We start from the raw sequence: 13,857 nt of genomic DNA, 5'->3' as shown, positions 1-13,857 counted from the left end.
GCACCTCTGCGGTCGGTCCCGGCGACCAACTGGCGCTGGTCGCCGGGATCCTGCCCCGCGGTCGGCTGCGGACTCCTCACACTATTCGGCGGCGTCAGGGGACGAGGGTCAGCCGGCGCTCCTCCTCCTCCCGGTGGTCGAGTGCCTCCGCCAGCTTCTCGCCCTCGATGTCGGGGTCGGGCACGAGGCGGCCGTACCACCGGGGGTGGTACCAGATCCGCGAGCCGAGGATCGCCATCAGGGCGGGCACCAGGGCGAGCCTGACCACGAAGGCGTCCACCAGGACACCGACGGCGAAGCTGAAGCCGATCGCCTTGACCATCGGGTCGTCGCCGAGCATGACGGCGACGAAGATCGAGGCCATGATCAGCGCGGCTGCGGTGACCACCCGGGCGGACAGGCCGGTGCCGGTGACGGCCGCGCCCCTGGCGTCACCGGTGCGGGTGTACTGCTCCTTGATCCGGGAGACCACGAAGATCTCGTAGTCGCTGGAGAGGCCGAAGATGATCGCCAGCAGGATGATCGGCAGGAAGCTGAGCGTCTGGGTGGGCTCGACCCCGAACAGCGCCTTGCCCCAGCCCCACTGGAACACCGCGACCTGGGCGCCGAGCGCGGCACCCGCCGAGAGCAGGAACCCGAGGATCGACTTCAGCGGCACCAGGATGGTGCGGAAGGCGAAGGTGAGCAGGACGAAGGCCAGGCCGACGACGACCACCAGGAAGACCGGCAGCGCCTGGGAGAGCTTGGCGGAGACGTCGATGTCCATCGCGGTCTGGCCGCCCACCAGCACGGTCCCGCCGGCCTGCTCCTGCAGCGCCGGGCGGTCGTCGCGGATGTGGTGGACCAGGTCGGCGGTGTGCGGGTCGGCCGGCCCTGTGGTGGGCACCACGCTGATCAGCGCGATCCCGTCGGTGACCACGCCGACGTGCGCCGAGGCGACCCCTGGGAGCCGTCCGAGGGAGGCGCTGAGCTGCTGGGCCCTGGCCGGGTCGGTGACGTTCTCGGCCAGGACGGTCAGGGTGCCGTTGTAGCCGGGGCCGAAGTGCTCGGTCGTCAGGTCGTAGGCGACGCGCGAGGTGTCGCTGGTGGGGCGGGCGTTGGCGCCGGGCAGCCCCGGGTCCATCGAGACCGCCGGGACCGCCAGCAGACCGAGGCCGAGCACGCCCAGGACCAGCACCGGAACCCGGCGGCGCACCACCCAGGCCGCCCAGCGGGTGCCCGCCAGCCGGGCGGGGTCGCGCACGGCGTTCTCGGTGGCGGGGCGGGCACGGCGCAGCAGCGGCAGCCGGGAGAACCGGCCGGCGCGCTCACCGGCGAAGCCGAGCAGGGCGGGCAGCAGGGTCAGCGCCACCAGCAGGGCGAGCGCCACGGCGCCGGCGGCGGTCAGGCCCATCACGGTCAGGAACGGGATGCCGACCACCGCGAGGCCGCACAGCGCGATGATGACGCTCAGTCCGGCGAAGACCACCGAGCTGCCCGCCGTCCCGGCGGCCCGCCCCGCGGACTCCTCGGGGCTCTGCCCGGCCAGCAGGTTGGTGCGGTGCCGGGAGAGGATGAACAGGGCGTAGTCGATGGCGCAGGACAGCCCCAGCATGCTGGCCACCGAGGTCGAGGCGGCGGCGATGTCGGTGACGGCGGCCAGGATGCTGATGCCCGTCATCGAGATGACCAGCCCGAACAGGGCGGTGGCGATGGGCAGTCCACCGGCGAGGAGGGAGCCGAAGGTGAGCACCAGTACGACGAGCGCGACCGCCATGCCGATGGTCTCGCTGTTGGCGGCCTTGGCGTGCGGGTAGACGGCGCCGCCGAACTCGACCTGCACACCGGCGTCGTGCGCGGCCTGCGCGGCGGGCCGCAGCCCGTCGACGGTGGCGCTCTTCACGTCGCCCGCGGCGGAGTCGTAGTTCACCGTGGCGAGCGCGAGGTGCTTGTCGGGTGAGACCGCCATGGTCTTGAACGGGCTTGCCACACCGGTGACCTGGGGCAGCTTGCCGAGCTCCTGCACGGCGGCGTCGATGGCCTGCTGGTAGCCGGCGGCGGTGATGTCGGCGTTCGGCGTGGCGAAGACGACCTGGGTGGAGGCTCCGGAGGCGGCGGGCAGCTTCTCCTGGAGCGCGCTGACCACCCGCTGGGACTCGGTGCCCGGGATGGAGAGCGCATCGGTGGTCCTGCCGCCGGCCGCGCCGGCGACGCCGACCGCGGCGGCTATCACCAGCAGCCAGCTGAGCAGGGTCGCCCAGCGGTGGCGGAAGCACCACCGGGCGAGTCGGTACAGGTAGCGGGACATCGGTGCTGGGCACTCCTCGTTCGATGGCGCAGGGCGTTCGGCGACCTGGGGCCTTGGGTGTCACGGGCACGCCGGACAGCGGGCTGCCAGCGAAGGCAACAATGCCAACGGTAGCTTTTTTGCAGCCAACGGCAAAAATGCCGCCTGCTGCTATGCTGCCGCCATGGGAGAACCGAAGGGGGCGCCGGGCGCGACGTCACTGCGCGAACGCTCCAAGGCCAAGCGCCGGGAGGCGATCCGGCGGGCGGGGATGCGCCTGTTCGCCGAGCGCGGCTACGAGGGGGCGACCATCGCGGACATCGCGGAGGCCGCCGAGGTGGCTCCCCGCACGGTCTCGATGTACTTCCCGTCCAAGGCCGACATCGCCCTGTCGGTGGCCGCCGACGTGGCCGGCCGGCTCACCGCGGTCTTCGAGGCCCGGCCCGGCGTCTCGTTCCTGGCGGCGGTCGACGAGTGGCTGACCGGCGAGATCGAGCACCTGGATCCGGAGCTCATGGCACTGACCGCGGCGATGTACGAGGCCAACCCCGCCCTGCGCTCACTCAGCAGCACCGAGGTCGCCGACGCGGCCGCCGTCGGCGGACCCGCCTTCGCCGCCGAGGCCGGACTCCCGCCGGAGCACCCGATGACCGCCGTGATCGGCGCCGCCGCCGGTGCGGCCATCGCCAAGTACCTGACCTCGGGCCCCGATCCGGACCTGCACGGCCCGTTCATGGCCTGCCTGCGAGCGATCACGACCGCGGCCTCCTGAGACCGCGGTCCGGCTCCGCACGGGTGCGCCGGCCCCTTGGCCGGGGCCGCCCCGGCCGCCGGGAGACGCGAAGGTCCGCCCGGGAGCAGCGCTCCCGGGCGGACCTTCGTTCCTCTCGCTCCCCGTCCGTCCTGTCCGCCCCTGGTGCGGGGCCCGCGGGCCGGTCGGCGAGGGCTCAGCCGCTCACCCTCCGGTCGCTGCCCGGCAGCCCCTGGACCAGCAGGGCCAGCAGCAGCTCGAGCGCCACCAGGGCCAGCAGGCTGAGCGTGAAGGCGTGGCCGAAGCCGCCGTGCGCCAGGCTGCTGTAGAAGAGGTTGCCGAGCAGCGCGATCCCGAGGGCGCCGCCGACCTGCTGGACGGTGGCGAGCACCCCGGACGCCGAGCCGACCAGCTGCGGGCGCACCCCGGTGAGCACCGTAGCGGTCAGCGGGCCCATCACCAGACCCATGCCGAGACCGTCGACGAACAGGCCCGGCACGAGCCACCAGACGCTGCCCGAGGTGCCGACCTCGGTCACGGTCAGCGCCATCAGGCCGAGGCCCGCGGCGATCACCACCGCGCCGAGCGCGTTCACCTGGCGGCCCAGCCGCGCCGCGACCCGCGGCGCCACGAGGGAGGTACCCAGGTAGCCGCTGCCGATCGCCATGAACAGCAGCCCGGAGTCGAGGGCGTCCAGGCCGTGGCCCTGCTGCAGGAAGACGGCGAGCACCAGGAAGAACGAACCCTGCCCGAGGTTGAAGACCAGCTGGCCCAGCAGGCCCAGGCCGGTGGCGCGGTCCCGCAGCAGCCCGAAGTCGACCACCGGGTCGGTGGCGAAGCGGCGCTGGTGCACCGCGAAGGCGGCGAACAGCAGCACCGAGCCGGCCAGGCAGACCCACGTCCACAGCGGCCAGCCCTGCGCCTGGCCCTGGATCAGCGGCAGCACCAGGGCGGTGACGGCGGCGACGACCAGCACGGTGCCCGGCAGGTCGAGTCCCTGCTTCTGCGGGGCGCGGGACTCGGGGACGCAGCGCCGCACCATCGCCAGCGTGGCCAGGCCCACCGGCACGTTGATCAGGAAGCAGCTGCGCCAGCCGAGGCCGAAGAGGTCGGCCTGGATCAGCAGACCGCCGATCAACTGCCCGAGGACCGCGCCGATGCCCATCGTCATGGCGTAGGAGCCGAACGCCCTGGCCTGCGCCGGGCCGCTGTAGGCGGTGCGCAGGATGGCCAGCACCTGGGGGCCGGTCAGCGCGGCGGCCAGGCCCTGCGCCACCCGGGCGCCGACCAGCACCCCGGCGCTCGGGGCCAGGCCGCAGGCGGCCGAGGTGATGGTGAAGAGCAGCAGGCCCAGCGCGAACATCCGGCGCCGCCCGAACCGGTCGCCGAGCCGACCGGCGGTGATCAGGCCGGCCGCCAGGGCCAGGCCGAAGCCGGCCACCACCCATTGGACGGCGGTGGGGCCGGCCCGCAGGCCGGTCTGGAGCGAGGGGATGGCCACGTTGACGATGAAGAAGTCCAGGGTGGTCATGAAGGTGGCGGTGAGCACCACGGGAAGCAGACCGCGCGGGACCGGCGCGGGGGCATCGACGCTTGGTAGCGGGCGGGACAGGGTGGTGGCCATCGGGACTCCTTCAAGAGCTGTGCCTGGAGGTGAAGCTGTGCCTGGGTGACGCTGTGGCTGGGTGACGCTGTGCCTGGGTGACGCTGTGCCTGGGGTTGAGCGGTCGCCGGCTCCGGGTCGTCGGCCCGGTTGCTGGAGGCCGGTCGTCCCCGGCTCCCCGTCGGCTTGTCGCGCCTCGTTCTTGCTGGTCATGACGTTAGGCGCGAAGCGCGACGGCCGAATCAGTCAGGCATAGGTAGGCCGCGACCGTGCCGTGCGCACGAGCAGGCCGGGCATCCGTGGATGCACCCGGCGACGCCGTCCGGCACGGCGGTGGGCCGCCCCGTCGGCGCAGGTGCGTTTGCCGTGCCGGCCGCAGCCGTGTGACGGTGAAGTGCCGTTGCGGTCGGCAGTCGCCCCCGGCCCGGGACTGTCCATCGGTCCGACCCCCCGGCGTCCGGCCTGACGAGGGAGCACCCCGTGATCGAATTCGGACCCGGAAGCGACCTGCCCGTCGCCGGTGCGGTGGCGGACGGTGCCCCGGTACCGGTGGCCGCGTATCGCGAGACCACCACGGATCTGCGGCGCGTCGGGATCGACCCCGACTTCTGGTACCCGGTGGCCGTCTCCTCGGCCGTGCGCAAGGAGGGCACCTTCGCCGCCGTCTTCGCCGGGGAGCGGATCGCGCTCTACCGCGGCCGAAGCGGGAAGGTCCACGCCCTGGAGGACCGCTGCGCGCACCGCCAGGTGCCGCTGAGCATGGGCGTCGTGGAGGAGGAGACGCTCCGCTGCTGCTACCACGCCTGGGCCTACCGCGGCAACGGCCGCATCTCGCAGATCCCGTACCTGCCCAGGGGCTGTGAGCGGCCCCCGCGCGGCGTGCGGTCCTACCCGGTGCGCGAGGCGTACGGCCTGGTCTTCGTCTTCCCCGGCGACCCGGAGAAGGCCGCCGCAGCGCCGTTCCCGCAGTTGCCGCAGTTCGGCGCGGCCACGCACCGGACGATGACGTTCTCCCGCACGGTGCGGTGCCACTACTCGTTCATGCACGAGAACCTGTTGGACATGAACCACCAGTTCCTGCACCGCAGCGTGCTGGGCAGGATCCAGCCGGAGCTGCTGGGCTACGAGGCCGGGCCGCGGTTCGTCGAGGCGCGCTACCTGTTCGTGCCCGCCGGGGGCAGGAAGGACCGCGGCGCCGGTCTGCTCTCCGCCGAGGGGCTCGGTGGACGGCAGACACCCGACGTGGTCACCATCCGCACCGAGTACCCGTACCAGACCCTGCAGGCTGTCCCCACCGGCGCCGAGCTGCCGGCGTTCTCCCTCTGGACCGCCTACGTCCCACGGGACGCCGAGCAGCGCACGTGCCACGCCTACGGACTGCTGATGATCGCGAAGCCGCCGGTTCCCGGGCTCATCCACCTGGCCTGGCCGCTCATCCGGCGCTTCACCGAGAGGGTCTTCGCCCAGGACCGGATGGCGGTCGAGGCCGAGCAACGGGCCTGGGACGAACAGGGCGAGGACCGCAACCACGAGGTGTTCCCGCTCATCCTGGAGGTCCGGAACGTCCTGCGGACCAACGGCACACCGCTTGCTCCCGAAGCCGCCGCCGAGCCCCCCGCCGTCGACGGCCCGTGCGGCGTGCACCGCGAGGGGCCGTGACCTGCTGCGCGCGAACCGTGCCCTGAAACGCGGGACGGCACCGACCCGTTGGTCGGTGCCGTCCCGGAGGTCGGGTCAGCAGAGACCGGTGTGCTTCGTGCTGCCGAACCAGACCTCGCCCTCGGTGTCGATGTTGACGTTCGACCCCGCCGCCCCCTTGGTGGCCGACGACCAGAGCACCCAACCTCCGTTGTAGAGGACGAAGTTGCCGTCCGACTGGTAGGTCGCATTGGTCGCACCGGACCCGTTCGTGTGCGTCGACCAGCACACCGAGGCCCCCGCAACCCCGTCGTTGTGCCTGTACTCGACGAGATTGCCGTCCGTCTGCAGGGTCAGCTGGTAGTGAACGTCCCCACCAATGTTGTCGGCCCAGATCGAGTCCCCGGGGTTGAGGCTCTGGCCACGGTTCAAGGCACTCATGTCGTTCGCCGAGGCGGCCCCGGACACCCCGGCCATGGCCGCCACTGCCATGGCGCCCGTCACGAGTATCTTGGTGGTCTTGCGCATGGACTTCATGATCCCGCCCTTGTCGAGTGAACTGCCATCCACGGACGGCGCCGGTGTCGGACCCTGGCGCCCCGCAGTACAGCCTCCTGGAGCAGCGATCTCGCAGCTATCCACTTCGTGACGCCGGCGGTGCGCACCTGCGGATAGCCAATCGCCCCGACGATGTGTTAGGGCCCGTCCGTCGCCCGGTCGGTGGCGCCTGAGCCGCCCCAACGATCAGCAGCGTGTCGAGGCGGCAGCCTGGAGCGGGCGGTCACCCACTGCGGTGGGTGGCGCTGGTGGCGTCGAACGTCCGCTGCAGGCGCGGGAGCAGGTCGGCCAGATCCTGGTCCCAGCAGGTGGAGTCATGGCCGCCGTCACACCGTCCCCAGCCGGCGCCACCGCCGTAGTCCACGAAGTACGGGGTCTGGCCGGCGCTCGTCAGGGCGGCGGCCAGGTGCTGGGACGAGCTCTCCATCCACCACTCCCTGACGTCCCCCGACGGTCCGTTGCCGTTGCCGACGTAGAGGGAGACGCCCATGCCTGCGAACGCCGAAGCATGCTCGGTGGGGTCGGCAGCGTTCCACAGCGAGTCGTTGTACGGCGGGGTGATCGACAGGGGGTACGGCGAGCCGAACAGCGCGTCGCTGCTGACGGCGGGCTGATAGGGGTCGTTCGTCGGATGGCAGGCGCTCCAGGTGGAGACACCGGGCACGATGCCGCTCGTCAGGACCGGAAGAGCCCCGTACCCGTCGATGAGCGAGGCGACGACCACCTCGCGCAGGACCATCTCGTTGCGCGACAGGTCGTCATCGCCCGACAGGCTCGCGACCTGACCGAACAGGTCCGGGTGAAGCTGAGCAAGGTGCAGAGCACCGAAGCCGCCCATCGAGATACCGGCGATGGCGCGGTGCTGCCGATCCGCGACGGTGCGCAGGTTCGCGTCGATGAACGGGATCACCTGGTCGATCTCGAAGTTCTCCCAGTTCTGGGAACCGGCCTGGGTGCTCTGGTCGCGCCAGTTGGAGTACCAGCTGCGGGCGCCCCCGTCGGGGATGACGGTGATCATCCCCGAGGTGTTCTTCACCGCGTTGAACTGGGGGAAGAGGGAGCTGTTGAAGTAGTCGCAGGGGTCACCCGGGGAGCCGTGGAGCAGGTACAGGACCGGGTAGCGCTTGCCCGGGCTGCTGTAGTAGTCGGCGGGCAGGACGATCCGGATGTGGTGCCCGACGCTGCTGGGGTCGTTGGCGACCTCGGGTGTCGTCACCGTGATCGTGAAGTCGGTAGCGGTGGCAGCGGGAATGTAGGGGCTGTTCAGCGACGGATCGCTCCGGGTGACCTGGGTCAGCCCGAAGCCGTCCGAGAGGACGGGCGGCGTGCTGGGGTCGGCCGGGGCGCCGGCGCCGGGGGTGAGGCTGCCTCCGGCACCCGCGGCGGCCGGGTCGGCGGATGCGGCACTGCCGGCGAAGGCCGCGAACAGCAGGCTCGCGAGGGCAGGTAGCAGAAGGCGGCGGATCGAACGCTGTGGCATCACAGGCACATTCCCTCTCTCGATGAAGCTCGACCGGACCTGCGGATCTCGCCGGGTGCGGCGGGCACCGTGAATCCCGCAGCTGAGCAGGACGTCGGTGTCCGGCCCGGCCTGCTGCGAGGACATTAGCCGTGTACGGTCAACTTCGGACAGGGGAAATCTGGACTCTTCGCTCTCTTCCGCCGGGCTGAAGGGAGTTGCGCCTCACCCGCCCGGGCGATCACTTCGCATGTCCTGCGCCACAACAGTCCGGGTGGCGCACGCCTGGGCAAGGAGCGCCAGGGCCTGCTCGGAGGAGGAGCCGGCGGGGGTCGTGCAGACGATGAGCAGCTGGTCGGGTGAACGGGCGATCGAGAGCGTCTGCTGGGTGACCGTCACCGTGCCGACGACGGGATGGTGCAGCTCGTAGGAGGCGGCCTCGCACGGCGCCACCCGGTGGTCGCGCCACAGGGCGAGGAACTGCGGGCTGCTCATCGTGAGTTCGCCGATCAGCTGCGCGAGCAGCGGGTCCTGCGGGTGCCTGCCGACGGCCAGGCGCAGGTTGCCGACCACCGCGCGCACCTTGCTCTTCCAGTCCGCGTACAGCTCCTGGCCGTGCGGGTCCAGGAACAGCATCCGGCTCATGTTGGGGCGCCGCGCCGGGTCGTCCGGGGCGAGGACGTCCAGGTGACCGGCGAGCAGGGCGTGCCCGAGGGTGTTCCAGGCCAGCACGTCGGTGCGCCGGCCCAGCACGAGCGCCGGGACGCCGTCGAGGGCGCGCAGGAGGTCGCGGGTCTCGTCGGCGAGCTTCTCGGGCCGCGGGCGGCGCACCCGGGGCGCGTGGCGGGCGGCGACGGCGAGCCGCTCCAGGTGCTCGCGCTCGTGGCTGTCGAGCAGCAGGGCGCGGGCGATCGCGTCGAGCACCTCGGCCGATGCCCCGCGGGACAGGCCCTGTTCGAGGCGGGCGTAGTAGGAGACGCTGACGCCCGCCAGCTGGGCCAGTTCCTCGCGCCGCAGCCCCGCCACCCGCCTGCGGGGCCCGAGGTCGCGCAGGCCGACGTCCTCGGGCCGCAGTTGCGTTCGTCGGGCTTGGAGGAAGGCGCCGAGCGGGCCGGGTCCGTTCATCACCCCAGTATTCGGTGCCCGGTGCTCTCCCAGCCACACCCTGCCAGGGGTAGGACAGCCCGGGAGTGGCCCACGCCCCGGCAGGCGTCCAGGCTCGGTCCCAGTCGGCCACCCACCCCACGAGGCCCTGGAGGGACCCCATGGAACAGCACCCGGAGCAGATCACCCTCGGCGAGGTCACCGTCACCCGCATCAAGGAGTTCTACGGCTCGTCCCAGCTGCCCCCGGAGGGGTTCTTCCCGGACAGCCCGGACGGCGCGTGGCAGGAGCAACGCCACTGGCTGGCACCCGACTTCTGGAACCCGCGGACGAACGAGTGCCAGACCGCGATCCAGTCCTGGCTGCTGCGCAGCCAGGGACGCACGATCCTCGTCGACACCGGCGTGGGCAACCACAAGGACCGGCCCTACGCGCCGGTGTGGAACCGCCTGGAGACGGACTACCTCGACAACCTCGCCGCCGCCGGGGTGCGGCCCGAGGACATCGACATCGTGGTCAACACCCACCTGCACATCGACCACGTCGGCTGGAACACCCGCCTCCAGGACCGGACCTGGGCGCCGACCTTCCCGAACGCCAGCTACCTGATGACCCGCCGGGACTTCGAGTTCTGGGATCCGGCCAACGAGACCACGACCGTACTCGGCCGCGGGAACCAGAACGTCTTCGAGGACAGCGTCGCACCCGTCCACCAGGCGGGACTGACCCACCTGTGGGAGGGCACGTACCGGATCGACCAGAACCTGCGCCTGGATCTCGCACCCGGGCACACCCCCGGCTCGTCCGTACTCACCCTGGAGTCCGGCGGCGAACACGCCCTGTTCGTCGGGGACCTGATGCACACCGCCCTGCAGATCACGCATCCGCAGACCAACTCCTGCTTCTGCGAGGACCCGGCGGCCTCCCGCGCCACCCGGCACAGACTGCTCGCCCGCGCCGCCGAGACCAACGCGCTCGTCTTCCCCGCGCACTTCGGCGGCCAGGGTGCCGCGCGGGTCGCACGCAGCGGGTCGACGTTCACGATCAAGCAGTGGGCGGGATTCTCGCGCCTCTCCTGACCTCTCCTGACCTCTCCTGACCTCTCCGACGGCCCTTTGACGACCCCTGTGACGACCCTCCCGAAAGGAAGTATCTCCCGTGCCCCGACAGGCAGTTCCAGTCGTCGAAACCCCGGCGGGCGCCGTGCGCGGCCTGCGTGACGCAACCGGCGAGCGCTACCGCGCGATCCCGTACGCCGCGCCACCCACCGGCGCCGGCCGCTTCGCCCCGCCCGCACCGCACCCGGGCTGGTCCGGTGTCCGCGACGCCACCCGGCCCTCCCCCACCGCTCCCCAACCGGCCCGCAGCTTCGGCCGGCTCGACATGACCCCCTACTTCGGACCGGGCTGGGTGCCCGGCGCGGAGTACCTGAGCGTCGATGTCCACACGCCCGCCGCCGACGACGCCCGGCGCCCCGTCATGGTCTTCGTGCACGGCGGCGGCTTCGTCACCGGCTCGAACCGCGCCAGGCTCTACGACGGCAGCGCCTTCGCCCGCGACGGCATCGTCCTCGTCACGGTCAACTACCGCCTCGGCATTCCCGGTTTCCTCGATCTGCCCGGTGCCCCCGCCAACCGCGGGCTGCTCGACGTGCTCGCCGCACTCGGCTGGGTGCGCGACACGATCGCGGCCTTCGGCGGCGACCCCGGCAACGTCACCGTCTTCGGCCAGTCCGCGGGCGCCACCCTCACCGGCGCACTCCTCGCCGCACCACAGGCAGCCGGCCTGTTCCAGCGGGCGATCATCCAGAGCGGCAACGGCACCGGCGCGTTCACCCCGGAACAGGCCCGACGCGTCACCACCCGGGCCGCCGCGGCCCTGGGCATCGAACCTACCGCTGAGGCGTTCGCCCCGATCCCCGACGAGCGCTTCCTGGCGATCCTGCCCGCCCTGGCCGGCCTCGACCTGCACACCGCCACCGCCACCGACCCGCTGGCCGGGCTCAGCCCGTTCAGCCTGGTGCTGCCCGTCCAGCCCGCCGACGCCCTCGCCCAGGGCCCGGCCCGCGACGTCGACCTGCTCATCGGCACCAACACCCAGGAGGGACACCTCTACCTCGTGCCGCAGGACGCCCTGGAGTCCACCACCGAAGCCGACCTGCTCACCCTCGCCACCCGGCTGCACACCCACCCGCACACCGCCCTCGCCGCCCTCCGCACCGCCAGGCCCGACGACACGCCGGGCGAACTGCGCTCGGCCCTGCTCGGAGCTGCCCTGTTCGAGACCGGCACGGCGCGCATGGCCCGGGCCCACGCGCGGATCTCGGGCGGCCGCACGCACCTCTACTCGTTCGCGTACCGCTCCACAGCCCTCGGCCGACGACTCGGCGCCGCCCACACCGTCGAACTGCCCTTCGTGTTCGACCACGCCCACCAGCCCTGGCTCCACGCCGACACCCGCCTGCTCGGCCCAGGCCCCGCCCCGACCGGACTCGCAGCCCACATCCACGGCGCCTGGACCGCCTTCGCCCGCAGCGGGGACCCGGGCTGGGCCGGCTACGACCCGCGACGACCCGCGGCGGAGATTCTGGGTGGTTGAACGTCCCCGTCCGCCCTCGCACCGCGCACCCGGGAAGCCCCGGCCCAGCCCTCCCCAGCCCAGCTGCCGTCACCGGCCGCCTGGGCAACGCCCCCCGTGGGACCGGCCGACCCGCTTGCGTCGGGCACCACTTGCTGCGGCGCGGGCGCGCTCCAGCTGTTGTCGTCCGGGTCCAGGGACATGTGGGCGACCCGGTGCACGACCCCGCCCGCAGCCTGCTGGATGGACGCACCCGCCGGTGCCACGACTCCTGCGGCGATCGCCGCGGCAACGATGAACTTGGCCGTTCCGCCGAACATGGTCTCTCCATTCGTCTTCATGCCGATGCCCCACGGGGCCACGGCGGGTGAAAGGTACGGACGCCGACCGACGAAGGCGCGCGCGAAGGGCCCGTCCGCCCCGGGAGGCGGACGGCCCCAGCAGACGCACCGTCAGCCGGTGCCGTGTCCCTGGCAAGGATGATCGAAGGACCGGCACGGGCGCTATCCGGAAATCGCCGCGGTGCGAGAGCGTCAGTGGATAGCCAGGGCTCGCCGGAGCCGGTAAGCGGCGCCGCGCCCGGTCCCCAGGATGAGCGCTACCGCTGACCGACCCGCTGCTGCCCCGTCTGCCGGGAGTCGGCCACGATCCGGGAGGCGTACTCCCGCATCCGGTTCTCGTACCGGCCGACGGCCCGCACGAACGGCTCGCCCCTGCCCGCCGCCTCGGCCAGCGCCCGGGTGAGCTCGCCGGCGTCGCGGACGGCGGTGTTGGCGCCCATCGCCAGGACCGGGCTCATCGCGTGGATCGCGTCACCGATCAGCGTCACCGGCCCGGGCTGCCAGTGCGGCACGGGGGCGGCGGTGGAGATCCGCAACGGGAAGAGCGAGTCGGTGTCCCAGTGCGCCAGCAGGCCGTGGACATCCTCGTGCCAGCCCTCACCCGTCCACCGCAGCGCGAGGTCGCGCAGCGCGGCCGGAGCGAGGGTGCGCAGCTCCGCGAAGGAGGGCATCGCGGGGTGGTCGGCCGGAGCGCCGACCAGGCAGGCGACGTAGTCGCCGACCGGGGACAGGTCCACGGGCGGGGTCAGCGCCCGGCCCGCCTCCTCGGGTCGGCGGCCGAACTCCACCGGGCCCAGGCCCAGGTGCGGCTGGCCCGGGCCGCCGGTGACGACGGTGAAGATGCTCTCGAAGACCCAGGAGGGCAGCTGTGCCCGGGTGCTTCCGTCGAGCGGGATCCTGCCGTAGACCAGCCGCAGCCCGGCGTCCTCGACCCGGGCCCCGGGCAGCAGGAGCCCGCGTACGGCCGAGTTGACGCCGTCGGCGCCGATCAGCAGGTCGGCGGTGGCGGTCCGGCCGTCGGCGAAGCGCGCGGTGACCCTGCCGTCGGCGTCGTGCCCGTAGCCCACCAGTCGCGCGCCGTAGTGCACCTGGCCGTCGAGTCCCAGGAGCATGATCTGACGCAGCGTCGGGCGGTTGAAGGCGCGCGGGCCCGACACGTCGGCAGCGGCGGAGCTGTGCGCCGCGGCCTTGTCCGCCAGGACGTCCAGCCGGCGGTTGCGGACCGAGACCCGCGCCGGGGGCGCGCCGGCGGTCGACAGGCAGAGCTCGAAGAGCGCGGCGGGCAGGCACTCCCGCAGACCGGTCAGGCCGGGTTCGTCGAGCTGGATGCGGTAGCCCTGGGGACGGGCCCCGGGGTGGGCGTCGCGTTCGTAGACGGCGACGTCGATGCCCTGCTTGCGCAGGCCGTGGGCCAGCGCGAGTCCACCCAGCCCAGCGCCAATGATGATCACACGATACGGAAAGTGCACAGTCCTCTGCCTTCGCTCATGACAACGAAGGAAGCACCGGGTCCCTCGACGAGGGACGAACACCACGTGGGGCGCCGCTCAGAAACACCAT

General features: G+C 72.4%; 10 protein-coding genes. 4 read left to right on the top strand and 6 right to left on the bottom strand.

Annotated features, from left to right (window positions below; translation table 11 throughout):
- Nucleotides 1-94: 94 nt before the first annotated feature.
- The gene (locus tag OG294_RS39000; protein WP_327071312.1) at nt 95-2,287 is read right to left on the bottom strand and encodes an MMPL family transporter; all 2,193 of its coding nucleotides are present in this window, start codon (nt 2,285-2,287) and stop codon (nt 95-97) included.
- A gap of 163 nt (nt 2,288-2,450) precedes the next feature.
- Between OG294_RS39000 and OG294_RS38995 the strand changes: the two genes are divergently transcribed.
- On the top strand, nt 2,451-3,038 hold the full coding sequence (locus OG294_RS38995; protein WP_327071311.1) for a TetR/AcrR family transcriptional regulator: 588 nt from the start codon (nt 2,451-2,453) through the stop codon (nt 3,036-3,038).
- A 175-nt stretch (nt 3,039-3,213) separates the two neighbouring features.
- On the opposite strand, the gene OG294_RS38990 is transcribed toward OG294_RS38995, so the two are convergent.
- The gene (locus OG294_RS38990) at nt 3,214-4,641 is read right to left on the bottom strand and encodes an MFS transporter (protein ID WP_327071310.1); all 1,428 of its coding nucleotides are present in this window, start codon (nt 4,639-4,641) and stop codon (nt 3,214-3,216) included.
- Nucleotides 4,642-5,145: 504 nt separating this feature from the next.
- Between OG294_RS38990 and OG294_RS38985 the strand changes: the two genes are divergently transcribed.
- Nucleotides 5,146-6,279 (top strand): aromatic ring-hydroxylating dioxygenase subunit alpha, encoded by a 1,134-nt coding sequence (locus OG294_RS38985; RefSeq protein ID WP_327071812.1) that lies wholly within the window; start codon nt 5,146-5,148, stop codon nt 6,277-6,279.
- Between the two features lie 75 nt (nt 6,280-6,354).
- Here the strand turns inward: OG294_RS38985 and OG294_RS38980 are convergent, their stop codons facing one another.
- From OG294_RS38980 to OG294_RS38970, 3 genes are all read right to left on the bottom strand, one after another.
- A complete protein-coding gene (locus OG294_RS38980) occupies nt 6,355-6,786 on the bottom strand; it encodes a hypothetical protein (RefSeq protein WP_327071309.1) in 432 nt (143 codons plus the stop codon).
- A gap of 253 nt (nt 6,787-7,039) precedes the next feature.
- Nucleotides 7,040-8,296, bottom strand: coding sequence for an alpha/beta hydrolase (locus OG294_RS38975; protein WP_327071308.1), 1,257 nt, complete (start codon nt 8,294-8,296; stop codon nt 7,040-7,042).
- 204 nt (nt 8,297-8,500) lie between these two features.
- Complete coding sequence (locus OG294_RS38970) at nt 8,501-9,400, bottom strand: helix-turn-helix domain-containing protein (RefSeq protein WP_327071307.1); 900 nt, start codon at nt 9,398-9,400, stop codon at nt 8,501-8,503.
- A 140-nt stretch (nt 9,401-9,540) separates the two neighbouring features.
- On the opposite strand from OG294_RS38970, the gene OG294_RS38965 reads away from it, so the two are divergent.
- Together OG294_RS38965 and OG294_RS38960 are read left to right on the top strand one after the other, a co-directional pair.
- Nucleotides 9,541-10,458, top strand: coding sequence for an MBL fold metallo-hydrolase (locus tag OG294_RS38965; RefSeq protein ID WP_327071306.1), 918 nt, complete (start codon nt 9,541-9,543; stop codon nt 10,456-10,458).
- Between the two features lie 79 nt (nt 10,459-10,537).
- On the top strand, nt 10,538-11,977 hold the full coding sequence (locus OG294_RS38960; protein WP_327071305.1) for a carboxylesterase/lipase family protein: 1,440 nt from the start codon (nt 10,538-10,540) through the stop codon (nt 11,975-11,977).
- A gap of 577 nt (nt 11,978-12,554) precedes the next feature.
- On the opposite strand, the gene OG294_RS38955 is transcribed toward OG294_RS38960, so the two are convergent.
- Nucleotides 12,555-13,748: an FAD-dependent oxidoreductase gene (locus tag OG294_RS38955; protein WP_327071304.1), complete on the bottom strand. Its 1,194-nt coding sequence runs from the start codon at nt 13,746-13,748 to the stop codon at nt 12,555-12,557.
- Nucleotides 13,749-13,857 lie beyond the last annotated feature (109 nt).

The sequence above is a fragment of the Kitasatospora sp. NBC_01302 genome (genome assembly GCF_035976515.1).
Lineage (GTDB): Bacteria > Actinomycetota > Actinomycetes > Streptomycetales > Streptomycetaceae > Kitasatospora.
Note: the sequence above shows the minus strand (reverse complement) of the source record. Positions and strands in the feature narration are given on the sequence as shown.